Here is a 24,070-nt window from a genome sequence, read left to right as displayed (position 1 = left end):
TGTCCGAATTGCGCGTCGCATCGAACCACTTTATGTGTCTGAATTAGACTAGCGTCACTGAGGCTGCCGGAGCATACAGTCGACTGACGAGAAAATCGTTCGCAGACTTCAGCGCTGCGAGCCGATCCAGATTTGGAGGCTCTGGCAGTAGGCTACGCTTTGCTAGCGTGGAAAAATTTCGGTGCTGCTTCCTCGATTATCATCGCACCGGCATTAAGTGGCCGCGGGCGGCAAAATGGCATGAATACGGTCGAGCCGATCTGGATTTCTCGGCCACTGAGAACACATCGCCCACGTTTATTCGCTACCCGTAATTTCCAGATCTGCTCGAGGTAGACACATCTTCGAGCGTCGCTCCACGAAACTAACAGTGTTCCCTGAGACGGTCGGTCAACAATCTTTACCACTCGCACTACATCGTACGTGACTGATCCACCCGTGTTGAATCGGTCGGTCCCACCAAGGTCCTTGTCTACTACCGGACCTACCGACGTAAAACAGTCCACGTCGTTCTGTCTGTCAAGGTTCGCGACGATTTTCGCCCAAGCGTCACGCTTTTGACAGACATATCCCATGCTCTGCGCTCCTGTCGATGTTAGGGAAAATACCACAACTTTTCGATCGTAGGATCGAAGCGCGCACCGCTCCTGTGGGCTGTAGGGAGTCACGACATCGACACACCGAGCAGCGCGCCAGCACCATACGTGAAGGCGGCGGCAACGCAACCAATCACAATCTGGCGGATTACAGAAAACCACGGGGAACGGCCATTGAACAGCGAGGTCACTACACCGATCACGGTCAAGCAAAGCACGCTGAATGAAACACTGATTCCGATGCCGACCAATCCGTGGGACCAGAAAAACGGTACTGCAGGAAATATCGCTCCGAGTGCAAACAAACCGAACGACGTGCCAGCGGCACGCCAAGGATTTCCGCCCAGGTCCTCCGGGTCGAGGCCCAGCTCTTCCCGCGTGAGGGTATCGAGCGCCTTGTCACGATTGCGCATCATTTCCTCAGCCAATCGATGCGCATCATCTTTGTCGAGACCCTTAGCCTGATAGATAAGCGCGAGTTCCCGCAATTCCGCTTTTGGCGTCCGCTGGAGTTCTTCGCTTTCCCGCGCGATCTGGGTTTGCGCGAGCTCGCGCGCGTTCGTGACCGATAACCATTCTCCAAGTGCCATTGAAGATGCGCCAGCAATGAGCCCAGCCAGTCCCGTCAGAAGGATTGTCTTGTTGGAGGCGCCGGCTCCAGCAACGCCCATGACGAGGCAAAAATTCGACACGAGACCGTCGTTGGCACCGAGGACCGCCGCTCGCAAATCGTTACCTGACCAACCACGATGCCACGACTCCGCGCGCGCGATATCGGAGCCTTTCACGCCACCCGAAGGGTTGCTCCGCGCGACGGCGGCTACGACCGCCGCGTGTGTGGATTCGTCAGCGGAGAGTGCCCCCGCATCGGTCTGCGTGGCATATTTGTCGCGGTCGGCGAACTCTGCGGCGGCGAGCGCCGGCAGTACAAAACGCGGACCGAAGCTACGTATAAGCATACGCAATGCTCTGGTTTTGAATGTCGGCCTCGTGGTCGCTACATCGACACCCCGTTGCTGTAGCTTGGCGTGCCATATTTCCGCGTGTTCATGTTCGGCCTCGGCCAATTGCATAAATACGTCGCGGCGCGATGGGTCTGGTTCCGCAGCGGCAAGCGCTTCATATAGCGCGGCTCCGTCCATCTCGTCCCGCAGGTTGGTTCGAAGCCTATTGATGTCTGATTTGTTGGACGATCGCATGGCTGAACGCGCTCCACAGAGTGGTTGGACAATAGCATGACGATACTCGATGACGGAGTTGCGTGTATTCTGAAATTCTTGCCCCGCTCATACTGACCTCCTCGGCTACCAAAAATTATGGCGCGAAGGTATCCACGAAAGGAGGGCCGGTCCACAATCTGCATCCGAGTTCGCTCCCGCAGGAGCGATCTGCGTCGATCTCTTTGCGTCAAATCAATCGTATCTCGTAAGCGACGTGCACAATCATCCCTGCATTCACGCAGGGAGGCCATGAACTGGTACTACACGGTCGAGAAGGAATTAGCGCATGTGAGAAATGCGATTCAAGTTCTTGATGTAGGGCGAGGGCAGTTCCCGCCAGGATTAGAAGTCTGCGAGCCAAGGTATGGGGACAAAATGATCTCAAACTGTGATCGGTTTGTTGTAGTTGCAACGAATACTTGAGCAGCGTTGTTCATGGAACGCTTACCCTTAGCCGGCCTCAGCAGGCGAAATTCCTGACAGGTGTCGACGTGCCTGAATGTGCGCATCCGACGAGGAAAAGTTGATAATTTGATTGCCACACATCGTGACCACTGCTCGTCAAAGTTAGGGCTCATTTCCCGCCGCACTTTGATCGACAAGCGATCATTTCGAGTTTCTCCCACCCAGTTTTTCCACCCACCCGAAGGACTAGAGATGAAATCCTTGAAGACCTACGTTGCTGCAGCGATCGCCATCAGCGCCATTGCTGCGATCGTGCCCGTTGTTCATGCACAAGAGACGACCGGGGCACCTTCAGCAACAGCTCCCTCTCGTTCGGCTATTAGAGCAGCAAATAAGGATTTGGCGAAACGAGTTCAGAAGACGTTGTACAAACAAAAGGGCTTGGAGTCCACTGATGTTCATGCCGTCGCTCGTAGCGGCAAGATTACGCTAGTAGGAATGGCTCCGGACCAAGCGCAGATAGATCTCGCTGGGAAAGTTGCCGAGAGTGTTCCTGGCGTTACGTCGGTCAAAAACAATTTGACCGTGGACGAAAAAGGACGTTAATGGTTGAGTCTAACCGCATCCTTGGGAAATGCTGATTAATGGGCCAACTGCCGACGTTTCAGGTGAGACGACGTCGAACTTTCCGGATAACGAATCGAATCGGCGCTCATTTCGGTGCAGTTGGCTCGTAAACGAGCCTCCCTGCTCGCATTTTTCACGCGCATGACGGACTGCTCCCATGAGCCGAACGCAGCCGGTTTCGTACGATCACCAGGTTCGCCAGGGCGAACAGACTGAACAGCTGCGCCGTGTTCTTGGCCAGTCCCTTAGAGACGGTTTCATAAAGACTGATCGGCCCGCCGAAGGGTATTCCAGCAGATCAGACAGCAACCGAGTTTGAGGAACGCGCTGTGAATGTCTGCACGGCGCTCGAAACGAATACGGAGACGACGGAAGTGATGCAGCCAGGCATGCGTGCGTTCGACGACCCAGCGATATTTGCCAAGGCCGCTGCCATGTTCGGTACGGCGCTTGGCGATCACTGGCTCGATACCGCGATCGCGCAACGCGCGCCGATGTCGCTCGGAGTCGTAACCGCGATCCGCGTAGACCACACGCGGCCGCTGCAATGGGTGGCCACGCAATCCGCGGATCGGCGGAATCGCGTCGATCAGCGGCAGCAATTGCGTGACGTCGTTGACGTTCGCGCCGGTCAGGATCGCGGCGAGCGGCGTACCGTTGGCGTCGGTGACGATGTGGTGCTTGGAACCGGGTCGCGCGCGATCGGTGGGGTTTGGCCCAGTTTTTGGCCTGCCCCAACGGCGCGAATCGATGATGAATCGACGGCGGCTCGTGAGAAGTCGATCTGGTCCGCTGCGCGCAGCTTTGCGAGCAGTAGCTCGTGCAAGCGATCCCAGACACCGGCTGCTTGCCAATCGCGCAGCCGGCGCCAACATGTCACGCCCGAGCCGCATCCCATTTCGGCCGGCAGGTCGCGCCAGCGTAGTCCGGTCTTGAGAACGAACAGGATGCCGGTCAGCGCGGCGCGATTCGAAACAGGCAGGCGGCCCGGGTTCTTCTCGCGCCGCGGCTTGGGTGGCGGCAGTAACGGCTCGATCAGTGCCCACAATTCATCGTCGATGATCGGCTTGGCCATCTCCTCAGTCTCGGTTGTTCCGATGCCTGAGGTTAACAGCTCACCGCGAAAGTTAACAGCCCCACGGGGCCTTTTTGAAACCGTCTCTTATAGCGCACCTTGCGATAACGGAACAGGTTCTTGACGATATGAAACGGATGCTCGACCCGCGCGCGGATTTGCGCCTTGGTTCGCTCGACCGTGGTCACCAGATCCTTCAGCGGGCCATCCTGCATCGCCTTGATCTTTCCGCGCTTGGCCGCCACACGCCATTTCACCAGCTTGCCGTTCATTTCGTCGCGTTTGTCCACGCCGATGTAGCCCGCGTCGCCGAACGCTTCCTCTTCATGCCCGTGCAGCAGGGCGTGAGCCTGCGAAACGTCCGACACGTTGGCCGCCGTGCCCACCACGCTGTGAACCAGTCCCGAATCGGCGTCGACCCCGAGATGGGCCTTCATCCCAAAGTGCCAGGCGTTTCCTTTCTTCGTCTGATGCATCTCCGGGTCGCGGCTCTTCTCGGCGTTCTTGGTCGACGACGGCGCTTCGATGATCGTCGCGTCGACCAAGGTACCTTCCTTCATCATCAGCCCGCGTTCGCACAGCGAGATACCGATCTCATCGAACAGCTTGCGCGTCAGGTCATGCTCGAGCAGCAGGCGCCGGAACTTCAGCAGCGTGGTCGCATCCGGCACATTCTCGACAGCCAGATCGATTCCCGCGAAGGCACGCATCGCGATGCTGTCGTACAGCGCGTCTTCCAGCCCTTCGTCCGACAGGCCGTACCACTGCTGCAGGAAATAGATTCGAAGCATCCGCTCCAGACCTATCGGCCGACGGCCGCGCTCACCCTTCGGATAGTACGGCTCGATCGCCGTCAGCAACCGCGGCCACGGCACGAGCTTCTCCATCTCGTCCAGGAAACGCTGACGCCGGGTCACGCGCTTCTTGCCCGCACTTTCCGCTTCCGCAAAGCTCATCTGCCGCTTCATCATCGAGGATCCGTTCCGTGAACTGCCTTCTACAACGTTCTCGGCTACGTCAGCGATGACCGCCAAGCTGGATAAATCAGTGTTTCCCTTGACTGCACTGGCGCGCCTTGACAACACGAATGTTATGTTTTCAACGGCGACGACATTGCCTGGGAGGTCACTGGACATTCCGCCGCCAATGCCGCCAGCGGCGCCGAAACCTGCTCGACATGTGCAGACCCCCTTGCGACGCGATCAGCGAGGCGCTGGACGCCATCTTGTTGCCTTCTGTCGCGACCGGGCGGCCATCGAAGGTCATGCTTCTCACCTTCACGTCGAGGATGGGATAGACGCCGCCGCGGCGCAGGACTCGTTCGCCACGCTCGAGGCGACGGTAGATCGCTTGACGGAACAACCCGCGATCGACGCGGACGCGCTCCGGCTCGCTAGCGCGATCGCCGCCGGCCACGTCCGGATAACGGCGGCCGACATTCTTCGCTATACGCACTGTTCTGAGGCCCGTGCGTCGCAGCTGCGTCGCCGCGTGCTGTCGATGGCCGACATTGACGCGCCGGCCGTCATCGACAGCGAAACCGTCGACGCGGTCGCGCCGTCACGGCCACGTCTGTTGCATTCGCTCCCGACGCGCGTCGCATAGATCGCGCGATTCACATGGCCCCACATCGGCACGACTCAAGTTTTCTCCAAGGCGTGCCGATTCACCATTGCTGCCGACAGCATGCCGAGCGCGCAGCGGAATGTCATTAGACCACTACAACGACACGCCGCACCATTGGTGCATGATTACACCTTTTCACCCGAGGGGGGCAACGCCACGCGCAATGCAAGTCGACAACCAACGCGTCGACCAGTACATCTCCCTCGGTGAGCTCGCTGAGCGTCACAGAAAAATAATCGCGTTGCATCGGGCGCTCGCCGGTCAACGGTATCCGGTCAAGCGCACGCTTGGCCGTGGCGTGCGCGAGCGCGCGCCATAAAATCCATTCGCGCAGGATCATGCGGCCTCGCTCGCTGACATCAGCGCCACAGGCGCGACGTCGCGAACCTTGGCGGCCGCCTTGAGCAGTTGCCGCGCGAGCGCCTCTACCTCGTCCGCGCTGCTGATCAGCCGGAACTGATGCTCGCTGTTAGTTGCCCCGCGACGTCGATCTCGACCAGCGCGTGATCGGTGTGTGCATGCGCGGTCGCGCGCGCGCGGACGAACGCCTCGCCGCGCCCTCGCGTATATCTCGCTGTTTTCATGTGGTCTCCTGCTGGATGGGTTCGCGTTCAGGCCGGGGCCGCCGACGCTACACTCGCTTCGCCGCCGGCGGCCGGCAGCGTGCCGGTTTGGATCAGCGCGGCTGAGCGTCTGTCGTGGTCGTTCGGGAAAAACTTCATCCGCAACCGGTGGCACCAGCGTGGCCAGCGCGAAAACACGAAGCGATCCAGGAAGTAGTTCGCCAGCGTCGCGTGCTCGACGCAGCCTTGCCACTCCCGGTAAAGCCGTGCGTCGGACAGCACGCCGCGAACGAAGCGTGCCCCGCCTATCACACCGAGCTCGGTGCGCGTTTCGTTTCCGGCTAGACGCTGCGCCATCCCCTCGTCGAACGTGCGGTGGATCATCTGGCACTGGAACAGGTGGCAGTACAAACGCGCGTCAATGTCAGACAGTTGGCCGGTCGCCGGCGTATGCAGGGCAAACAGGCTCGGGCGACGTCGAGCCAATTTCTCAACGACGAGCCACGCGCGGGTGTCTCCCTTCACTAGCTCGTGGTTACCCGCGATTCGCTGGTCTGCCTCAACGGCAGCTTCAATGCTCGTGCCGGCGGCGACACGGCGTTCGCGGCTGCGGGCGGAGCCGGCCACGATCCACGCGCCGGCCACCCCGAGTAGGCCGCCGGCGGTCGCGCCGATCAGGGGCTGCCAGTGGTCGAGCCAGTTCAGAAAGCCGTGCGGCGCGGCGGCCGGGATCGGCACCGGCAGGCACATCTGCGCGGCGGTGGCGGTCAGTTGGTAGAGGTATGCGGTCATCTCAGGCGTTGTCCTCGGGCGGGGCTGTATCGATCGGCTGATGCAGTCAGGTGGCGATGCCACTCGCGGTCAGGAACGGTTCAAAGCCGGCGAGCACGCGGGTTCCGAAGCTCTGCATCTCCACTTCGGTGCCATCCGGCCAGCACACCCACCGCTCGACGCTGGCGTTGAGCGCCACGGTGTTGAATGCGGCGCTGCCCAGGGCGCCGCTCACGCGATGCGTGGCCGGGTCCGGCCGACCGCGATCGAGCCTCATGTGCTCGGCCTTGTTGGACACGTCCCGAAACAGCTGGATATCCGGCTCCGCCAGCAACGCGGATCGGTCGGCCTCGGCGACGGCGCCTTTCAGGTAGTCCGTCAGCGAATGCGCGGTAACGAAGAAGTTGAACATACCATCCGACGCCACATCAGCTGCCCGTTGCCCCGGCACGCCGACGCCCACAGTTGTCAGATCTCCATGCGTAACATATGGCACGAGGCCCGTGTTGCGGATCTTGACCACGGCTTTGCGCGCGCATCGGCGGTCCTGCGGATCACCGGAATCGATCGGGATAACGGGCAGCCCTTACCGCTCACGTGTCGTGTGCGCCTGCCCGAGCAGCCATGCGCGGTCTCTCAGGCACGGCCACATAGCGCTTCTTCGCCTGATCCCAGCCGCTGAACAGCGATTCAGACGCCACGGTATGCATGAGGCCACCCGCCCGTTTCAGCAGCCGCGCGCGCGCCGGGCCCGGATCGCCGTTGTCCAGATGCAGCGTATGCACGCCGATGCGCGTGCCTTCGAGGTCGGCGTCGAACTGCGCCCTGAGGCTCGCTTCGATACGCGCGAGGTAGCCGTCAATAAAGGCCCATTGCCTGGTGAAGATCGATGGGATGCTCCGGTGAGAAGTCGACCGGTCGGCGGGAAAGCGGATGCTGGCAAAGAGGTCGCGACAACATTTTTCCTTGCCGCGTGGACGCGTACCAAGAGGCGCACGGACTTTCACAGATTTTTGTCCCTAGCGCGATAGCTGCGCCGATGCTGTTGTCGAGCTATTTGACTTTTACTGCAACCGCTCACGCTCCAGGCCCGTCTGGCCGTCGGGGCGCAGAGCTCACGCGGCCGACGTGGGCGTTTCATCAGGCGCTCGTCGGGAGAACGTGTGCCTGATTTGGAATCTGACACCAACCGAAGTTGTGAAACGGCTCGATCGAGTCAAGCACGCCGCCACACACAGTGTTGCGGGCGCGACGTACTCGTTGATCAGGGACTACGCATGCCTTCCGCAGCAAGTCTGTCGTCCGGGCCCGTCGTCGAACCGTCGCGAGCGCGCGGATCAGGCTGCGACACGCTGTGGCTGGGCCAGTAATCTAAAGCTTGGATTGGTTCAGGGCGGAGCTAGCCACTCAGCCGATCGGATCGTTTCGGGTAGTCGAGCGCAGCACCAGCGAACCTCACAACGCGGTAGATGCAAGGTGCGGCGCTCGAACTGGTCTTTATGCCGGTTGGAATACGCCAGAGCCGAAACCGTAGAACTGGCCAGTGATATTTGCTTGGTACTGCGCCGGATGTACAAGCGTGGCGATCAGGCGCGTACCCTCGACGAGCGACATGGTCAGCGTGCCGCTTTCGATCGACAGCTCTGTTGATTTTCACCGAATCTTGACCCACCGGGGATGCGGCTATTTTCTTGGACTGATTTACGTTGCTAACCCGAGGCTTTCACGGTACTCGATGGGGCTGAGATAGCCAAGGGAGCCCTTGATCCGTTTCTCGTTGTACCAGCGAACGTAGGCGTCCAGTACCTCAACGAACTCCGCGATGGTCGTCGAACGCCAGTCTCCTGTATAGAACATCTCAGTCTTTAGCCTGCCGAAGAATCCCTCACAGGCCGCGTTGTCCGGTGAACAGGCTTTACGCGACATGGAGGGGATCAGCTTAGCCTTCGCAACCCGCGATAGCCAGCCAGGCCAACGGTAGTGGCCACCCCGATCGGAATGCACGATCGGCGTCTCGTCGTCCTCGGTCACGGTCTCAATAGCCGCATCTAGCATGGAATTCACGAGCTCTGCGTCGGGGCTTGTGCCAATCGACCAGCTGACTACCATCCCATCGAAGCAGTCGATCATGGGCGATAGATATACCTTCCCCGCAGGAATCTGGAACTCGGAAATATCCGTCACCCACTTTTCGTTGGGGGCGTTCGCGTGGAAATCGCGATTGATGATGTTATCTGGGGCAGGGCTGATTTCCCCGATATAAGAGCGATATCGGCGCCGCTTGGGCCTTGCTGCGTGGAGGCCGCCTTGTTTCATGAGGCGACGCACGACTTTCTCCGATAGAAACACTCGTTGCCTGCTAAGAGACGGTTTCAAAAAGGCCCCGTGGGGCTGTTAACTTTCGCGGTGAGCTGTTAACCTCAGGCATCGGAACAACCGAGACTGAGGAGATGGCCAAGCCGATCATCGACGATGAATTGTGGGCACTGATCGAGCCGTTACTGCCGCCACCCAAGCCGCGGCGCGAGAAGAACCCGGGCCGCCTGCCTGTTTCGAATCGCGCCGCGCTGACCGGCATCCTGTTCGTTCTCAAGACCGGACTACGCTGGCGCGACCTGCCGGCCGAAATGGGATGCGGCTCGGGCGTGACATGTTGGCGCCGGCTGCGCGATTGGCAAGCAGCCGGTGTCTGGGATCGCTTGCACGAGCTACTGCTCGCAAAGCTGCGCGCAGCGGACCAGATCGACTTCTCACGAGCCGCCGTCGATTCATCATCGATTCGCGCCGTTGGGGCAGGCCAAAAACTGGGCCAAACCCCACCGATCGCGCGCGACCCGGTTCCAAGCACCACATCGTCACCGACGCCAACGGTACGCCGCTCGCCGCGATCCTGACCGGCGCGAACGTCAACGACGTCACGCAATTGCTGCCGCTGATCGACGCGATTCCGCCGATCCGCGGATTGCGTGGCCACCCATTGCAGCGGCCGCGTGTGGTCTACGCGGATCGCGGTTACGACTCCGAGCGACATCGGCGCGCGTTGCGCGATCGCGGTATCGAGCCAGTGATCGCCAAGCGCCGTACCGAACATGGCAGCGGCCTTGGCAAATATCGCTGGGTCGTCGAACGCACGCATGCCTGGCTGCATCACTTCCGTCGTCTCCGTATTCGTTTCGAGCGCCGTGCAGACATTCACAGCGCGTTCCTCAAACTCGGTTGCTGTCTGATCTGCTGGAATACCCTTCGGCGGGCCGATCAGTCTTTATGAAACCGTCTCTAAGCGCTGCTTGCACCCGACGATAGCCGTAGGATCGGTGATTGTCCTCGAAGATCTCTGCAACGGTACGACGGACATCTGCATATTTGTCGGCAACCCGTATGGGCGACCGATGATAAAAATAGGAGCTGCGCGCCAGGTCCAACCGCTCAAGCAGCTCAGTCAAACCGTATTCTTCTCTCAGGGCGTCAACCAGCTTCGTCTTCTCCCGATTGCTCAGGAGTGGCAGGTCGACGCCCAGGTCTTTTTTTACGAGTTCATTCGCCTTCTTCAACAGGTCGTGTTCAAGCTTCAGATTGCGAATGTCGCGCCGGAGCTCTTCGACCTGCCGCTCCAGTTCGTCCCGATCCGTCTCTGATGGTGATCCCTTGTCGCGCTTCATGGATGCAGGGGCCCCTCGGCCGAGTAACTGGTTCTTCCAGTTGTACAGCGACACCCTGTCGACGTCCAGCTTTTGCGCCACCGCCTGTGCACTTCCTTCCCGTGTGCACAGTTCGTACACCGCGAGCTGCCTGGTCGCCAATGACACGGCCGGTCGGCCTGCCTTGCCAACCACGCGTTTCCTGGTTTCCGGATAGCGCTCGCGAACCCACGCCGTCAGTATCTGCCGACAGGGATAGCCTAATGCCCTGAGGGTGAAGCTGAAGCTGCGCCCGTGATTGACGTAATGCTCAAGTGCCAGGTTCTTCTGTTCTTCTGAGTACTTTGGCTTTACGCGAACATACTCTTTCTGCAGATCGCCACTCTTCTCGAATTCCTCGCACCACGCCTTGAGAGAATTCTTCGTCGGGTAACCCAACTGGCGGATTGTCGCCTTGACGCGCTTTCCGAGTTTCAGGTACAGCTCGACCGCCCGAACGCGGTCTTCGTATGAATACATGGACTACCTCCAAAGTAGTCCAAGATTTGGTCCGCATCCCCGAAACTGAAACGGGATCTTCGGGTTGATCAATCTGAGCAACCAGTTTTCGAGTTCCTCGTTGCCAACTTTGGCGCCACGCGGGTCGAAGTCGGTTCCCACGATTTCATGGGATGCGTCGTCTACACCCCATATCAGGTAACCGTGTGCCTTGTTAAACAGGGCTGCGGAATTCGACAACGCCGATATGTACTCGCCGATGTCTTCGGGCCATTCGTTATTACGCTTGAATTCCAGCCATTCTGTTTCGATTGGGAGGCCGACCAGTTCGCGCACAAGACTGGCAAGGCGCTCCGGATGGCGCTGTTGGATCATGGGTATCGAGGGGCAAAAGTCATAGCGTCCAGCATGTTACCAAGTCGACGGTTGCGCTGGGGAGCTACATCCTTGCCAGTCGGAACGACAACCACGTTCACCGAATTCTCTCCGCACCGTGGAGAGAATTCAGCCCCCTGCCCGCCAAGGTAAATGTGCGCGCGCGCAATTGTGCTTCGGCACCGCCAGAGGCAAAGACGCCCCTCCAGTCGCCGCGCCCGGATCGAAGAACCTCCAGGCCCGCGTGCAGCGCAATGCCCAATGAACTCGCCCACCGGCACGTCGTCGCCCGCGCCAGCAATCCAGCGGCGCCGAAACGGTGACGGCCCCGCTTTTCGCTCGTCGCGGTGGGAGCGCTCCATCCCCAAAAGGGTGTGCCGCGCACACGGACGCTTCTCCCATGTCCTGAAATGAAGGGTAACATAGTCCCTAATATGTTCCCCTTCATTCCGTCGGACCTCGCCATGGAATCAGCCAGTTCGGCGAAGAGCACAGTGGTGTGCTTTCACTACACAACTACCCACTTCTAAGCCGCTCCCTAAAGTTTCTACGTAGAAACTGTCGAATTCGGCGTCCACGCACGCACCACGGGTTGCGGCGCCAGCCTGCAGGTTCATCCGTGCGTACCAGGCGCTCGGCGCATTCGCCATCGCAGGCAGACAACGCTTGGGTACCAGTCCGACTCGATCGGCAGGGCGAAGGCCTGCATGCTGTCCCTGCTCCAGCGCTTCAAGGAAGCGATGGACAGGCACTGCAGTAAGTTGCTCGTCATGGCCATGACGCAACGGTTCGAATGCAGCCCGCTCAGCGTCCGTTAAGGCCCACTCGCCCCCGCACTCTACCCGCGCAACGCATTGAGCGAGGGCGGAATCTGCGCAGCGATATAGTTCGGCATTGCAGCCCGCACGCAGGTGGAGCATATTGGACAGCGCGGCGATCGACTCAACGTCGCCGCATCCGCCACATAGCGCTGCAAACGCGAGATGGTGCTTGAGCGACAAGCGGCGGACTTGGTCGGCGGGAAGTGGGAGCAATTGCTCTTCGTCATCGCGCGACGCACGGGACAGTGTTTTCGCATTAATCAACGGCCCAAACAACAGAACGAGTGGTCCAGCGGGTATCGCTGACGTTACTCGTCAGCGAAGCTCCGTTCCGCGTATACGAACTCACGAACAGCGGACGAGTCGCTATTGCTGGATTGAGGCGCGCTCCACGTTTGTCGCGAACTTGGAGCCGGACGTAGATTGTACAGACACTGTCTGCACAATTCGGTAGACCGGCAAATCAAGTCAGACTCGTGCACCCGCACGAACGCGACGACACTGGCGTTCTCACGGAGGCGGCCCCGCATAGGCGCCAGGCGCAACTCGCACGATGTCACGATCCGTTCACTGCGTCCTTAAACGCCTTACCGGCGGCGAACTTCACAGTATTTGCTGCGGCAATGGCGATCTCCTCGCCCGTCGTCGGATTGCGACCGGTACGCGCTGAGCGCTGTCCCCGCGAAAATGCCCCGAAGCCGATGAGCTGCACCGCTTCGTCGCGGCTCACCGCGTCCGTGATCGCATCCAGCACCGCCTGAACAGTTTTGCTCGCGTCGCTTTTACTGACACCCGCGCCCGCGGCGACCGCGTCGATGAGTTCCTGTTTGTTCATGGACTTGTCCGGATCATAAAGTCAAAGTCGCACCCTACCGCATCCAACAGTCCACAAGCAAACCGCAGGGCGGCCGATGCAGCCAGTATCCGCCAGAACCTGCCCTCTTCCGCTCGTGGCAACCCGCGCACTTACCACTGCGGACCACGGGCACGACCATCGGTACCCGGCGGCCACCGCACTTGCCCCTATAGGCGCCCCACACCGATGGAATGTCTCGAGGGAACAGGAATGAAGCACCGCATCCCCGTCGATTCTCAGGCACCTTTAACCGTGATAACTCGGATTATCAGGGTTCCATATTCCTTCTTCCCTCTGCGGAGAAACGCTCCCCGATTACGGCGCGAACAGAAAGCGTACGTTTTCTGTACTCATGCCCAGCAATGCCGACAAACGGTCACCCCATCGCCGCCATGCGTCGCGCATCATAGTCGAACCGCAGATAGATTCGATCAAGCGGATCATTGCGCGCGTGGTTCAGGCATCGATGCACGATGCTTTCTGCGATGCCGAGCGACTGCATCATCGTTGCGCACGTCCGGCGCAGGTCGTGACATTTCCATTGGCCACCCGGGACCGTGAGCGCATCGGTTGCCCTTGTGCGGCCTTCGGTCGGTGCATCCTTCGGGCGTTGCCGGTCATGGATAGCCCCGCACGCCGTATTAATACTGACGTGCGGCAGTTTGCCCTTCTCCGACGGAAACACATATTCGCGGCGTGCGTCGCCTTCAGGCATGCCGGCGCGCACGACCTGCTGCGCTGCAAACTGTGCAAGAACGAAATCGGACAGATGAATCGTGATCGCCGCGTTCGACTTCGTGCGTTCCTTTGGAATCGTCCACGTCCGTGCTTTGAAGTCGAGATCAGTCCAGCGCGTCGGGAGCGTTTCGCCGACGCGTGTTCCGCACGCAAGCATCACCCATACTGCTGACTCAATGGAACGTGGAAGCCGCGCGGCTGGAATCAGTTCACCGAGTAGTCGGATTTCGTCGTCCGTAAGCGTCCGGTTACGCTCATTGCCACGCACCGGGTCGTAATCAGCTGAAACGACATCCTCTTTTGCAAGCGCGAGCACATCGCAATCGATCAGCAAGCGCTTCCACGGCTGGCTTCGTTCGCCCCACCGAATCATTTGCTGGATCGTTATCAACATCTCGACCGCTTGCCGGTTATGTCCCACGTCGGAAATCGCGGTAAGCAGCGGCAGCACGTTCGACGCAAACACGCCTGAGACCCTGTGTGTACGGAGAGACGGCAGCATATGTTTTTCCATCGCACTTCGAAGCGACTTACCGCCATCCTTCCGGCCTTTCCTGCCGCGCTTCTTGTTGATCGTCGCGAACCACGCATCGAATAAGTCGCCGAACGTGAGGTCCGCCATCGCCGCTTTTGCAACCTTCGCCTAGCGTTCACGCTTCTTCGCTTCGAGATAGTCCATGCCGTCGCGCGCTTGCGAACGAATCGTCGCCGCTGCTGCGCGTGCATCCTCGAGGGACAACTGCGCATCTGTCGTCGAGCGTGCCCACGCCTTGCCGAGCGGCTTGTCGAGCTACTTACCATTGATGCTGACGCGAACAAACCAGGTCTTTCCGCCGACCGGGCCGACACGCAGGAACAGTCCCCGCCCATCCGACAGGAAATACCGCTTTCCGGTCGCCCTTGCGGCTTCGATTTGCCTGACCGTCAGTGCACCCATGATCGCCCTCCATTGATTTCGTCATCGGTCGGCTCGTGCATCCCAATGCAGAGCCTACCCGACACCACGAACACTAAAAAGTTGCGGCTCGCGCGGGATTTCCGCGGAAGTGGACGGACCACGAATACCCTGCAAACCCTTGTCAGACGGGGCTTTGATGGATTTCACCGGACCTGACCGGAACACCCGGCAAATGATCACAATTCATTTAACTTTCCGTGAGGACTTCGACACCACCCGCTGCCTACTCTGTGCGCATGTTTCCCGCACCTGCTTCCAGGAGCCCGTCATGCCCACTCGCAGACATCTGCTGTTCGCCGGCGCCACCGGCGTCGCCGCGCTGTCGTCGGCAGGCCGCCGCATGCTGGTCGGCCGCGCATTCGCCGCGCCGCCCGGCGCAGGCGGCGCCACCGCGTCGTTCGACGTTACCCGCAGCGAAGCCGAATGGCGCCGCCGCCTCACGCCGGCCCAATACACGGTGCTGCGCGATGCCGGCACCGAGCCGCCGTACAGCAGCCCGCTGAACGGCGAGCACCGCCGCGGCACGTTCGCATGCGCCGGTTGCGACCTCGCGCTGTTTCCGTCGAGCACGAAGTTCGACAGCCATACCGGCTGGCCGAGCTTCTGGAAGCCGCTCGACCACGCGGTCGCGACCGAAGCCGACGCGTCGTACGGGATGGCGCGCACCGAAGTGCACTGCCGCCGCTGCGGCGGCCATCTCGGCCACGTGTTCGACGACGGCCCGCCGCCCACCGGCCTGCGCTACTGCATGAACGGGCTGGCGCTCGCCTTCCACCCGGCCGCCGCCTGAACGGCCGCCGCTTCCCCGAACGACCGGAGACTGCTCCATGTTGCTCATCGTCCTCGCCTATCTCGGCGGCGTGCTCACGATCCTGAGCCCGTGCATCCTGCCCGTGCTGCCGTTCGTGTTCGCGCGCGCCGACCAGCCGTTCGTGCGCACCGGCCTGCCGCTGCTGATCGGCATGGCGCTCACGTTCGCCGTCGTCGCGACGCTGGCCGCGGTCGGCGGCGGCTGGGTCGCACAGGCCAACCAGGCCGGCCGCTGGCTCGCGATCGTGCTGCTCGCGCTGTTCGGCCTGACGCTGCTGCTGCCGCGCTTCGCCGAACACCTGACGCGCCCGCTCGTCGCGGCCGGCAACCGGCTCACCGGCCTCGCGCAGCGCGACGGCCGCCCGGCCGGCCCCGCGTCGTCGTTGCTGCTCGGCGTCGCGACCGGCCTGCTGTGGGCGCCGTGCGCAGGCCCGATCCTCGGCCTCGTGCTGACCGGCGCCGCGCTGCGCGGCGCGAACGTCGGCACGACGCTGCTGCTGGTCGCGTATGCGGCCGGCGCGGCGACATCGCTCGCCGTCGCGCTCGTGATCGGCGGCAAGGTGTTCGCCGCGATGAAGCGCTCGCTCGGCGCCGGCGAATGGATCCGGCGCGGGATCGGCGTCGCGCTGCTGGCCGGCGTCGGCGCGATCGCGCTCGGCGCCGATACGGGCGCGCTCGCGCAACTGTCGACCGTCACGACCGGCAGCCTCGAAACGAAGCTAGTCGCGCGCCTCGGCGGCCACTCGAACGGCGCACCGCCGGCCCAGCCGGGCGCGGACGACGGCCGCGACGGCCTCGCCGGCCGCAGCGGCGCGATGATGGCCGCAACGTCGGCGCCCACGCCGGACGCGGGCGGCGCAATGATGCGCGCGGCCGATCCCGCGCCCGCGACGCACGCGGCTGCCGCGCTGCCCGTCGAAGGCACGCTGCCGTCGCTCGACGGCGCCGTGCAGTGGCTGAACTCGCCGCCGCTGACGGCGGCCGGCCTGCGCGGCAAGGTCGTGCTCGTCGACTTCTGGACCTACTCGTGCATCAACTGTCTGCGCACGCTGCCGTACACCAGCGCGTGGGCGCACAAATATGCGCGCTACGGGCTCGTCGTGATCGGCGTGCATGCACCGGAATTCGCATTCGAGCGCAATGTCGGCAACGTGAAGAAGGCCGTGCACGACCTCGGCATCGACTATCCGGTCGCGATCGACAACGGCTATGCGATCTGGCGTGCGTTCGACAACGAATACTGGCCGGCCCACTACTTCGTCGATGCGCAAGGGCGCATCCGCCATCACCATTTCGGCGAAGGCGAATACGCGCAGTCTGAACGCACGATCCAGGCGCTGCTCGCCGATGCCGGCCACCCGGAAGCGCTGAACGTGCCGCTCGGACTCACCGGTGCACTGGCACAAGGCGCGCTCGCGCCGGCCGACGGTCCGGAGGTCCACTCGCCCGAAACCTACGTCGGCTATGCACGCGCGCAGGCGTTCGCGTCGCCGGGCGGCGTCGTGCGCGACGCGGCCCACCGCTACGATGCACCGTCCCGCCTCGACCTGAACGACTGGGGCGTGGCCGGCACGTGGCAGGTCGGCGGCGAGCGCGCGACGCTCGCGGCGCCGGGCGGCCGGATCGTCTACCGCTTCCACGCGCGCGACCTGCACCTCGTGCTCGGTCCCGGCGCGCACGGCAAACCGGTGCGCTTTCGCGTGACGCTCGACGGCGCGGCGCCCGGCGCCGCCCATGGCGCGGACGTCGACGCGCAGGGCTACGGCACCGTCAACGGCCAGCGGTTGTACCAGCTCGTCCGGCAGCCGGGTGTGATCGCCGATCGCACGTTCTCGATCGAGTTTCTCGATCCCGGCGTCGATGCGTATGCATTCACGTTCGGTTGAGCGTCGCCTTCGCGCCGGCGCCGTTGCGAACGCAACGCGCGAGCCGTTCGCGTCATTCCACACAGCATCTCGAAGGAGCAATCGATGATCCCGACATCCACGCGTAATTCCGTGGCACTGCGGCGCGCGGCGCTGCTGCGCCGCCTCGCTGCGCTCGCGCTGGCGGCCGCCGCCGTCTTCGGCTATCAGCGCGTCGTGCGCTCTGCTGAGCCGATCCACGACGCACCCGCGCCGGCGCTCGACGAAACGCCCGGTGCATCGCACGACGAAACGGCCGTCCTTGCCGGCGGCTGCTTCTGGGGTGTGCAGGGCGTGTTCGAGCACGTGAAGGGCGTGAAGCAGGTCACGGCCGGCTACGCAGGCGGCGCATCCGAAACCGCGCACTACGCGCTGGTCGGCTCGGGCCTCACGGGCCATGCCGAGTCGGTGCGCATCGTCTACGATCCGGCGCAGGTCAGCTACGGCCGCCTGCTGCAACTGTTCTTCTCGGTGGCGCACGATCCGACCGAACTGAATCGCCAGGGCCCCGACGAAGGGCCGCAGTACCGGTCCGCGATCTTTCCGACCAACGCGCAGCAGCGCGCGGTCGCGACCGCGTACATCGCGCAGCTCGGCGCCGCGCACACGTTCGCGGCGCCCGTCGTCACGCGCGTCGAGCCGCACAAGGGCTTCTATCCGGCCGAGGACTATCACCAGAACTACCTCGAGCTGCACCCCGACGCACCGTACATCGCGTTCAACGATCTGCCGAAGGTCGCCGCGCTGAAGCAGCGCTTCCCCGCGCTGTATCGCGCCGATGCGGTGCTGTGGCACGACGCGCGACGCTGACACGCCGCCCGCCACGCCGCGCGCACCGCGCGGCCCGGATTGCGCTGCATCAACGAAACGCCTGGCGCGCCGGCCGGACAAACCCGCATCGGTTCAGCTTCGCGCGCCAACTTCGCGTAGACTTCTCCGTTACAGATCGCCGCCGCAACCTGCGGCGCCCGAAATGCAACAGCCAGCCAGGAGGCGTCACGCATGCGCGCAGTGCCTTTGTCTGACAGCAGCACCCTCGAACAACCGGCCACCGAAGCGGTCGTGCGCGACCTGCGCCGTGTGCCGATCCATCCCGATCACTGGTATCCGCTCGCGTGGTCGCGCGAGCTCAAACGCGGCAAGACGCTCGGCGTGCGCTTCGCGGGCGATCCGATCGTGCTCGTCCGCACCGAGTCCGGCGCCGTGTATGCACTCGAAGATCGTTGCGCGCACCGCCAGGTGCCGCTGCACGCGGGCGTCGTCGACGGCGAAACGCTGCGCTGCTGTTACCACGGCTGGACCTACGCGTGCGACAGCGGCCGCTGCGTCGACGTGCCGTATCTCGGCCGCGAACGCCTGCCCAACGGCGTGCGCGCGTATCCGTGCCGCGAGACGCACGGCGTGATCTTCGTGTTCCCCGGCGACGCGACGCTGGCGGACGAACGCCCGGTGCCCGCGCTCGAATCGGCCGACAATCCCGCATACAAGACGCGCCGCTTCGGCCGCGAGGTCAAGTGCCACTACTCGTTCATGCACGAGAACCTGATGGACATGAACCATCAGTTCCTGCATCGCAAGCAGATGGGCCAGATGCGCGCACGCTCGGTCGGCCGCCGTCGCGGCGACGACTGGGTCGAGGTCGACTACACGTTCGCGCGGATGGAAGGCAAGCAGCCGGTCGGCGAGGCGCTCGTGTTCGGCTCGAGCAAGAAACCCGGCGATCAGGCCGACAAGAGCGTGATGACGGTGCGCACCGGCTACCCGTATCAGACATTGCAGATCCGTTCGAGCGAAGGCACGCTCGTGATGGACCTGTGGATCGTCTACGTGCCGCTCGATGCCGAGCAACGCAGCAATCGCACGTTCGGGTTGCTGTCGATCCACAAGCCGGGCATTCCGTTCGCGCTCGATCTCGCATGGCCGCTGCTCGTGTGGTTCACCGAACGGATCTTCCGCGAGGATCGCTGGATCGTCGAGCGCGAACAGGAAGCGCACGACCGCCAGGGCGCCGACTGGAACCACGAGGTGTTTCCGGTCATCAACGAACTGCGCGACCTGCTGCGCCAGTGCGGCGCGCGCACGGTGATCCCGATCCGCGACGCGAGCACGAGCGACGCTCGCTGAGCGTCGCCGCCGAGGTTCGCCCTCGGCCTCCCGCGTGCTTACCGGCTGCGCTCGACCGGATGCGGTTCGCGCAGCCGGTTGGCGATGCGCGTGGCCTCGTAATACGAGGCCGCGGGCGGCCGCTTCAGATAACGCCCCGCACCGCGCTGCGCGCGCAGGTCGCCGTCGGCCCAGGCGAGCGCGCCGCGCGTGAGCGTGTGCGTCGCCACGCCTTGCACGGTCATCCCCTCGAACACGTTGAAGTCGACCTGCTGGTGATGGGTCTTCACCGAGATCGTCTTCGTCGCGGCCGGATCCCATACGACCAGATCGGCATCGGCGCCCACCTGCACCGCGCCCTTGCGCGGGTGCAGGTTGAAGATCTGCGCGGCGTTGGTCGACGTGATCCGCACGAATTCGTTCGGCGTGATGCGCCCGCGGTTCACACCGTGATGCCACAGCACCGACATGCGGTCCTCGACGCCGCCGCAACCGTTCGGGATCTTCGTGAAGTCGTCGCGGCCCATCGCCTTCTGCGACGCGCAGAACACGCAATGGTCGGTCGCCGTCGTATGCAGCTGCCCGGCCTGCAGCCCGCGCCACAGCGCCTCGCGATGCTCGGCCGAGCGAAACGGCGGGCTCATCACGTGGGCGGCCGCGCGCGTCCAGTCCGGGTCGCGATAGACGGCCTCGTCGATCACCAGATGGCCCGGCAGCACTTCGCCGAACACGCGCAGCCCTTCGCTGCGCGCCCGCGCGATCGCATCGACCGCATCCTTCGCCGACACATGGACGATGTACACCGGCACGCCCAGCACCTGCGCGATGCGGATCGCGCGGTTCGCAGCCTCGCCCTCCACTTCCGGCGGCCGCGACAGCGGATGCGCCTCCGGCCCCGTCATCCCGCGCGCGAGCAGCGCCTGCTGCAGCCGGAACACGAGCTCGCCGTTCTCCGCGTGCACGGTCGGCAGCGCGCCGAGCTCGAGCGAACGCGAGAAGCTGTTCACGAGGATCTCGTCGTCGGCCATGATCGCGTTCTTGTACGCCATGAAGTGCTTGAAGCTCGACACGCCGTGCTCGTTCACGAGCGTGCCCATGTCGCGATGCACGGATTCGTCCCACCACGTGACGGCCACGTGGAAGCCGTAATCGGCCGCCGCCTTCTCGGCCCAGCCGCGCCATTGGTGAAACGCGTCCATCAAGGGCTGCCTCGGGCTCGGGATCACGAAGTCGATGATGCTCGTCGTGCCGCCCGCCAGCCCGGCGGCCGTGCCCGAGTAGAAATCGTCGCTGGCCGTCGTGCCCATGAACGGCAGCTCCATGTGCGTATGCGGATCGATGCCGCCCGGCATCACGTACTGGTCGTGTGCGTCGACGACCGCCGCACCCGCCGGCGCGTCGATCTTCTCCGCGATCTGCAGGATCGTGCCGCCGTCCTGCGGGTCGGCGCACAGCACGTCCGCGCGATAGGTGCGCTCCGCATCCACCACCGTGCCGCCGCGAATCAGGATTGCCATTTCGATGCCTCCTCGTTGACTGTCTCGACTGTCGGGTTCGGTCCGCGTGCGCGCGTCACGCGCTCGCGACCTGCGCGCGCTGCGCCGCACGCCGCTTCATCAACGTGCCGTACACGGCGGACGCCAGCACGAGTCCGACGAACCACGCATACGTGTAAAGCGTGTTGAAGAACGCCGGCACGTTCGCGAACGATGCCGGGAACGCCGTGTGCAGAAAGCCGGGCAGGTTCGGCAGCACGCCGATCGCGAGCGCCGCCAGCGCGGCCGGGTTCCAGCCGCGCGTATAGCTGAAGTCGCCGCGCTCGTCGAACAACGCGCGCGTGTCGAGCCGCGTGCCGCGAATCATGAAATAGTCGACCATCAGGATGCCCGCGACCGGCCCGAGCAGCGCCGAATAACCGACGAGCCAGGTGAAGATGTAGCCGTCCGTCGTCGCGAGGATCTTCCACGGCATCATCACGATCGCGATCGTCGCGGTGATCAGCCCGCCGGTGCGGTAGGAAATCGCCTTCGGCCACAGGCTCGAGAAATCGTACGCGGGGCCGACCAGGTTCGCCGCGAGATTGCAGCACATCGTGTCGAGCGTCAGGATCACGAGCGCGATGCCGACGCCGATGCCCGTCATGCGGCTCGTCAGGTCGATCGGATCCCAGATCGCGTTGCCGTAGATCACGACGGTGGCCGACGTGACGACCACCGACACCACCGACAGCAACGCCATCGGCAACGGCAGCCCGAGCGACTGCCCGATCATCTGGTCGCGCTGCGAATGCGCGAAGCGCGTGAAGTCCGGGATGTTCAACGCGAGCGTCGCCCAGAAGCCGACCATCGCGGTCAGCCCCGGCCAGAACGTCGCCCAGAACAGCCCGGCCTTCTTGCCGCCCGCGACGAACTGCGACGGCGCCGACAGCATCGAGCCGACGCCGCCCGCCTGCGACGTCGCCCACCACACGAGCGCGACGCACATCACGACCTTGATCGGCGCGGACCAGCTCTCGAGCCAGCGGATCGAATCGGTGCCGTGCAGGATGAAGTACAGCTGCAGCGCCCAGAACGCGAGAAAGCATGCGAGCTGGCCGAACGAGATGCCGACCACCGGCAGCGCCGCGCCGTGCAACGCGTTGCCGGTCAGGATGTTCAGCAGCGTATAGATCGCGCTGCCGCCGAGCCAGGTCTGGATGCCGTACCAGCCGCACGCGACGATCGCGCGCAACAGCGCGGGCAGCTTCGCGCCCTGCGTGCCGAACGACGCGCGCACGAGCACCGCATACGGAATCCCGTGCTTCGCGCCCGCATGGCCGATCAGCAGCATCGGCACCAGCACGATCAGGTTGCCGAGCAGCACGGTGAGCACCGCCTGCCACGGCGACATGCCCTCCTGGATCAGCCCGGCCGCGAGCATGTACGACGCGATGTTCATCACCATGCCGACCCACAGCGCCGCGAAGTGATACCAGCGCCACGTGCGCTGCGCGGCGGAGGTCGGCGCGAGGTCGTCGTTGTACAGGCTGCCGGCCGGCGCCGCGGCGGCGTCCGGATCGGCGGGAATCGCTGCTGGTTTCATCGAACGCTCCACGTAAACGTCGGCGCCGGCATCGCGCGATGCCGGCCGAACAGGGGAAAGGCCGCAGCGCAGCGCCTCGCGCGCCGCCGGCCGCCGGTCATGCTGCCTTCGCGGGTTCCGCGGGCTGCGCCGGACTCGCACCCGCGTCGGCCCGCGCCGGGTTGTTCGGATGCGTGGTCCAGTTCGCATAGTCGCCCGCATCGACCCGCTCCATCGTGATGCACTGCTCGACCGGGCACACATGCATGCAAAGATTGCACCCGACGCACTGCGCATCCACCACTTCGAAATGCCGCACGCCGTCCTTCGTCGCGGTGATCGCCTGGTGCGACGTGTCCTCGCACGCGATATGGCACAACCCGCACTGGATGCAGCGGTCCTGGTCGATGCGCGCCTTGATGTCGTACTTGAGGTTCAGGTACTTCCAGTCGGTCACGTTCGGCACCGCGCGGCCGCGCACGTCGTCGAGCGTCGCGTAGCCCTTGTCGTCCATCCAGTTCGACAGACCGTCGACGAGATCCGACACGATCCGGAATCCGTAATGCATCGCCGCGGTGCAAACCTGCACACTGCCGGCGCCCAGCACGATGAACTCCGCCGCGTCGCGCCACGACGAGATCCCGCCGATGCCGGAGATCGGCAGGTTCGGCGTCTGCGGATCGCGGGCGATCTCGGCCACCATGTTCAGCGCGATCGGCTTCACGGCCGGGCCGCAATAGCCGCCGTGCGTCCCCTTGCCGTCGACGGTCGGCATCGGCGCCATCTGGTCGAGGTCCACCGCGACGATCGAGTTGATCGTGTTGATCAGCGACACGCCGTCCGCGCCGCCCTTGTATGCCGCGCGCGAGCCCATCCGGATGTCGCTGATGTTCGGCGTGAGCTTCACGAGGCACGGCAGCTTCGTGCCCTCCTTGACCCAGCGCGTGACCATCTCGACGTATTCGGGCACCTGGCCGACGGCCGCGCCCATTCCGCGTTCGCTCATCCCGTGCGGACAGCCGAAGTTCAGCTCGACCGCGTCGGCGCCCGTATCCTCGACGAGCGGCAGTATCCATTTCCAGTCGCGCTCGTTGCACGGCACCATCAGCGAGACGATCAGCGCGCGGTCCGGCCAGTCGCGCTTCACCTGCGCGATCTCCGCGAGGTTCACGTCGAGCGGGCGATCGGTGATCAGCTCGATGTTGTTCAGCCCCGCGATGCGCTGGCCGTTCCACTGCACCGCGCCGTAGCGCGAGCTGACGTTGACGACGTGCGGGTCGAGCCCGAGCGTCTTCCACACGACGCCGCCCCAGCCGGCCTCGAATGCGCGGTTGACGTTGTACGCCTTGTCGGTCGGCGGAGCGGACGCCAGCCAGAAAGGGTTCGGTGAAGTGATGCCTGCGATCGTGCAGCGAAGGTCGGCCAT

22 protein-coding genes and 4 pseudogenes are annotated in these 24,070 nt (G+C 63.4%); 7 read left to right on the top strand and 19 right to left on the bottom strand.

Features of this window, described 5'->3' with window-relative positions; translation table 11 throughout:
• Positions 1-152: 152 nt before the first annotated feature.
• The gene (locus AK36_RS31885; protein WP_080484376.1) at positions 153-575 is read right to left on the bottom strand and encodes a DUF3331 domain-containing protein; all 423 of its coding nucleotides are present in this window, start codon (positions 573-575) and stop codon (positions 153-155) included.
• Between the two features lie 89 nt (positions 576-664).
• The gene (locus tag AK36_RS25135; protein ID WP_011879690.1) at positions 665-1,738 is read right to left on the bottom strand and encodes a VIT1/CCC1 transporter family protein; all 1,074 of its coding nucleotides are present in this window, start codon (positions 1,736-1,738) and stop codon (positions 665-667) included.
• Between the two features lie 735 nt (positions 1,739-2,473).
• Between AK36_RS25135 and AK36_RS31880 the strand changes: the two genes are divergently transcribed.
• Positions 2,474-2,827, top strand: coding sequence for a BON domain-containing protein (locus AK36_RS31880; RefSeq protein ID WP_011879689.1), 354 nt, complete (start codon positions 2,474-2,476; stop codon positions 2,825-2,827).
• Positions 2,828-2,981: 154 nt separating this feature from the next.
• Here AK36_RS31880 and AK36_RS33360 read toward each other — a convergent pair.
• From AK36_RS33360 to AK36_RS25130, 3 genes and pseudogenes are all read right to left on the bottom strand, one after another.
• Positions 2,982-3,095: pseudogene (locus AK36_RS33360) on the bottom strand (IS5/IS1182 family transposase); the annotation flags it as partial.
• 10 nt (positions 3,096-3,105) lie between these two features.
• Positions 3,106-3,923 (bottom strand): IS5-like element IS402 family transposase gene (locus AK36_RS31875; RefSeq protein WP_106919343.1). Its coding sequence is split into 2 segments (ribosomal slippage): positions 3,106-3,575 and positions 3,575-3,923, totalling 819 coding nucleotides; the frame shifts between segments, so codons are not numbered across the junction.
• A gap of 32 nt (positions 3,924-3,955) precedes the next feature.
• Positions 3,956-4,891, bottom strand: a complete 936-nt coding sequence (locus AK36_RS25130; protein ID WP_045579921.1) for an IS5 family transposase — start codon at positions 4,889-4,891, stop codon at positions 3,956-3,958.
• A 55-nt stretch (positions 4,892-4,946) separates the two neighbouring features.
• Between AK36_RS25130 and AK36_RS31870 the strand changes: the two genes are divergently transcribed.
• Positions 4,947-5,528 (top strand): hypothetical protein, encoded by a 582-nt coding sequence (locus AK36_RS31870; protein ID WP_162486635.1) that lies wholly within the window; start codon positions 4,947-4,949, stop codon positions 5,526-5,528.
• A gap of 106 nt (positions 5,529-5,634) precedes the next feature.
• Here AK36_RS31870 and AK36_RS33355 read toward each other — a convergent pair whose 3' ends face one another.
• From AK36_RS33355 to AK36_RS25105, 6 genes and pseudogenes are all read right to left on the bottom strand, one after another.
• Positions 5,635-5,889: a hypothetical protein gene (locus AK36_RS33355; RefSeq protein WP_011879687.1), complete on the bottom strand. Its 255-nt coding sequence runs from the start codon at positions 5,887-5,889 to the stop codon at positions 5,635-5,637.
• A 106-nt stretch (positions 5,890-5,995) separates the two neighbouring features.
• Complete coding sequence (locus AK36_RS34405) at positions 5,996-6,133, bottom strand: hypothetical protein (RefSeq protein WP_224383400.1); 138 nt, start codon at positions 6,131-6,133, stop codon at positions 5,996-5,998.
• A gap of 27 nt (positions 6,134-6,160) precedes the next feature.
• On the bottom strand, positions 6,161-6,904 hold the full coding sequence (locus tag AK36_RS25120) for a hypothetical protein (protein WP_011879686.1): 744 nt from the start codon (positions 6,902-6,904) through the stop codon (positions 6,161-6,163).
• Positions 6,905-6,950: 46 nt separating this feature from the next.
• On the bottom strand, positions 6,951-7,295 hold the full coding sequence (locus tag AK36_RS25115; protein WP_224383399.1) for a hypothetical protein: 345 nt from the start codon (positions 7,293-7,295) through the stop codon (positions 6,951-6,953).
• Between the two features lie 304 nt (positions 7,296-7,599).
• Positions 7,600-7,746: pseudogene (locus AK36_RS34400) on the bottom strand (PelD GGDEF domain-containing protein); the annotation flags it as partial.
• Between the two features lie 838 nt (positions 7,747-8,584).
• A pseudogene (locus AK36_RS25105) lies at positions 8,585-9,259 on the bottom strand (IS3 family transposase); the annotation flags it as partial.
• A 74-nt stretch (positions 9,260-9,333) separates the two neighbouring features.
• Between AK36_RS25105 and AK36_RS31860 the strand changes: the two are divergent.
• Positions 9,334-10,151 (top strand): IS5-like element IS402 family transposase gene (locus AK36_RS31860; protein WP_106919343.1). Its coding sequence is split into 2 segments (ribosomal slippage): positions 9,334-9,682 and positions 9,682-10,151, totalling 819 coding nucleotides; the frame shifts between segments, so codons are not numbered across the junction.
• Positions 10,152-10,161: 10 nt separating this feature from the next.
• Here AK36_RS31860 and AK36_RS31855 read toward each other — a convergent pair.
• The 5 genes and pseudogenes from AK36_RS31855 to AK36_RS33350 all read right to left on the bottom strand — a co-directional run.
• A pseudogene (locus AK36_RS31855) lies at positions 10,162-11,040 on the bottom strand (IS3-like element ISBmu11 family transposase); the annotation flags it as partial.
• Positions 11,041-11,043: 3 nt separating this feature from the next.
• On the bottom strand, positions 11,044-11,394 hold the full coding sequence (locus AK36_RS31850; protein ID WP_224383398.1) for an AlbA family DNA-binding domain-containing protein: 351 nt from the start codon (positions 11,392-11,394) through the stop codon (positions 11,044-11,046).
• Positions 11,395-12,771: 1,377 nt separating this feature from the next.
• Positions 12,772-13,050 (bottom strand): HU family DNA-binding protein, encoded by a 279-nt coding sequence (locus tag AK36_RS25095; RefSeq protein ID WP_011879678.1) that lies wholly within the window; start codon positions 13,048-13,050, stop codon positions 12,772-12,774.
• Between the two features lie 397 nt (positions 13,051-13,447).
• The gene (locus AK36_RS31845) at positions 13,448-14,431 is read right to left on the bottom strand and encodes a site-specific integrase (RefSeq protein WP_080938758.1); all 984 of its coding nucleotides are present in this window, start codon (positions 14,429-14,431) and stop codon (positions 13,448-13,450) included.
• Between the two features lie 168 nt (positions 14,432-14,599).
• Entirely contained in the window at positions 14,600-14,746 is a 147-nt protein-coding gene (locus AK36_RS33350; protein WP_124260287.1) for an Arm DNA-binding domain-containing protein, read from the bottom strand.
• A 289-nt stretch (positions 14,747-15,035) separates the two neighbouring features.
• Between AK36_RS33350 and msrB the strand changes: the two genes are divergently transcribed.
• From msrB to AK36_RS25070, 4 genes are all read left to right on the top strand, one after another.
• Positions 15,036-15,557, top strand: coding sequence for a peptide-methionine (R)-S-oxide reductase MsrB (gene msrB, locus AK36_RS25085; RefSeq protein ID WP_045579523.1), 522 nt, complete (start codon positions 15,036-15,038; stop codon positions 15,555-15,557).
• 37 nt (positions 15,558-15,594) lie between these two features.
• The gene (locus tag AK36_RS25080) at positions 15,595-17,463 is read left to right on the top strand and encodes a cytochrome c biogenesis protein DipZ (protein WP_045579522.1); all 1,869 of its coding nucleotides are present in this window, start codon (positions 15,595-15,597) and stop codon (positions 17,461-17,463) included.
• A gap of 84 nt (positions 17,464-17,547) precedes the next feature.
• Positions 17,548-18,291 (top strand): peptide-methionine (S)-S-oxide reductase MsrA, encoded by a 744-nt coding sequence (gene msrA / locus AK36_RS25075; RefSeq protein WP_045579521.1) that lies wholly within the window; start codon positions 17,548-17,550, stop codon positions 18,289-18,291.
• 192 nt (positions 18,292-18,483) lie between these two features.
• Positions 18,484-19,605, top strand: a complete 1,122-nt coding sequence (locus AK36_RS25070; RefSeq protein ID WP_045579520.1) for an aromatic ring-hydroxylating oxygenase subunit alpha — start codon at positions 18,484-18,486, stop codon at positions 19,603-19,605.
• Between the two features lie 38 nt (positions 19,606-19,643).
• Here the strand turns inward: AK36_RS25070 and hydA are convergent, their stop codons facing one another.
• The 3 genes from hydA to preA form a co-directional block, all read right to left on the bottom strand.
• Positions 19,644-21,101, bottom strand: coding sequence for a dihydropyrimidinase (gene hydA / locus AK36_RS25065; protein ID WP_034194336.1), 1,458 nt, complete (start codon positions 21,099-21,101; stop codon positions 19,644-19,646).
• 55 nt (positions 21,102-21,156) lie between these two features.
• Positions 21,157-22,665, bottom strand: coding sequence for an NCS1 family nucleobase:cation symporter-1 (locus AK36_RS25060; RefSeq protein WP_045579919.1), 1,509 nt, complete (start codon positions 22,663-22,665; stop codon positions 21,157-21,159).
• Positions 22,666-22,762: 97 nt separating this feature from the next.
• Entirely contained in the window at positions 22,763-24,070 is a 1,308-nt protein-coding gene (preA, locus tag AK36_RS25055; RefSeq protein ID WP_014725528.1) for an NAD-dependent dihydropyrimidine dehydrogenase subunit PreA, read from the bottom strand.

It is taken from the genome of Burkholderia vietnamiensis LMG 10929, from assembly GCF_000959445.1.
GTDB lineage: Bacteria > Pseudomonadota > Gammaproteobacteria > Burkholderiales > Burkholderiaceae > Burkholderia > Burkholderia vietnamiensis.
This window is presented reverse-complemented; position numbering and strand designations above follow the sequence as displayed.

Bases quoted from the DNA above. Each gene is read 5' to 3' on its own strand.
- AK36_RS31885 (WP_080484376.1), bottom strand. From the start codon at position 575: ATGGGATATGTCTGTCAAAAGCGTGACGCTTGGGCGAAAATCGTCGCG.
- AK36_RS25135 (WP_011879690.1), bottom strand. From the start codon at position 1,738: ATGGACGGAGCCGCGCTATATGAAGCGCTTGCCGCTGCGGAACCAGAC.
- AK36_RS31880 (WP_011879689.1), top strand. From the start codon at position 2,474: ATGAAATCCTTGAAGACCTACGTTGCTGCAGCGATCGCCATCAGCGCC.
- AK36_RS25130 (WP_045579921.1), bottom strand. From the start codon at position 4,891: ATGAAGCGGCAGATGAGCTTTGCGGAAGCGGAAAGTGCGGGCAAGAAG.
- AK36_RS31870 (WP_162486635.1), top strand. From the start codon at position 4,947: ATGACCGCCAAGCTGGATAAATCAGTGTTTCCCTTGACTGCACTGGCG.
- AK36_RS33355 (WP_011879687.1), bottom strand. From the start codon at position 5,889: ATGATCCTGCGCGAATGGATTTTATGGCGCGCGCTCGCGCACGCCACG.
- AK36_RS34405 (WP_224383400.1), bottom strand. From the start codon at position 6,133: ATGAAAACAGCGAGATATACGCGAGGGCGCGGCGAGGCGTTCGTCCGC.
- AK36_RS25120 (WP_011879686.1), bottom strand. From the start codon at position 6,904: ATGACCGCATACCTCTACCAACTGACCGCCACCGCCGCGCAGATGTGC.
- AK36_RS25115 (WP_224383399.1), bottom strand. From the start codon at position 7,295: ATGTTCAACTTCTTCGTTACCGCGCATTCGCTGACGGACTACCTGAAA.
- AK36_RS31850 (WP_224383398.1), bottom strand. From the start codon at position 11,394: ATGATCCAACAGCGCCATCCGGAGCGCCTTGCCAGTCTTGTGCGCGAA.
- AK36_RS25095 (WP_011879678.1), bottom strand. From the start codon at position 13,050: ATGAACAAACAGGAACTCATCGACGCGGTCGCCGCGGGCGCGGGTGTC.
- AK36_RS31845 (WP_080938758.1), bottom strand. From the start codon at position 14,431: ATGGCGGACCTCACGTTCGGCGACTTATTCGATGCGTGGTTCGCGACG.
- AK36_RS33350 (WP_124260287.1), bottom strand. From the start codon at position 14,746: ATGGGTGCACTGACGGTCAGGCAAATCGAAGCCGCAAGGGCGACCGGA.
- msrB (WP_045579523.1), top strand. From the start codon at position 15,036: ATGCCCACTCGCAGACATCTGCTGTTCGCCGGCGCCACCGGCGTCGCC.
- AK36_RS25080 (WP_045579522.1), top strand. From the start codon at position 15,595: ATGTTGCTCATCGTCCTCGCCTATCTCGGCGGCGTGCTCACGATCCTG.
- msrA (WP_045579521.1), top strand. From the start codon at position 17,548: ATGATCCCGACATCCACGCGTAATTCCGTGGCACTGCGGCGCGCGGCG.
- AK36_RS25070 (WP_045579520.1), top strand. From the start codon at position 18,484: ATGCGCGCAGTGCCTTTGTCTGACAGCAGCACCCTCGAACAACCGGCC.
- hydA (WP_034194336.1), bottom strand. From the start codon at position 21,101: ATGGCAATCCTGATTCGCGGCGGCACGGTGGTGGATGCGGAGCGCACC.
- AK36_RS25060 (WP_045579919.1), bottom strand. From the start codon at position 22,665: ATGAAACCAGCAGCGATTCCCGCCGATCCGGACGCCGCCGCGGCGCCG.
- preA (WP_014725528.1), bottom strand. From the start codon at position 24,070: ATGGCCGACCTTCGCTGCACGATCGCAGGCATCACTTCACCGAACCCT.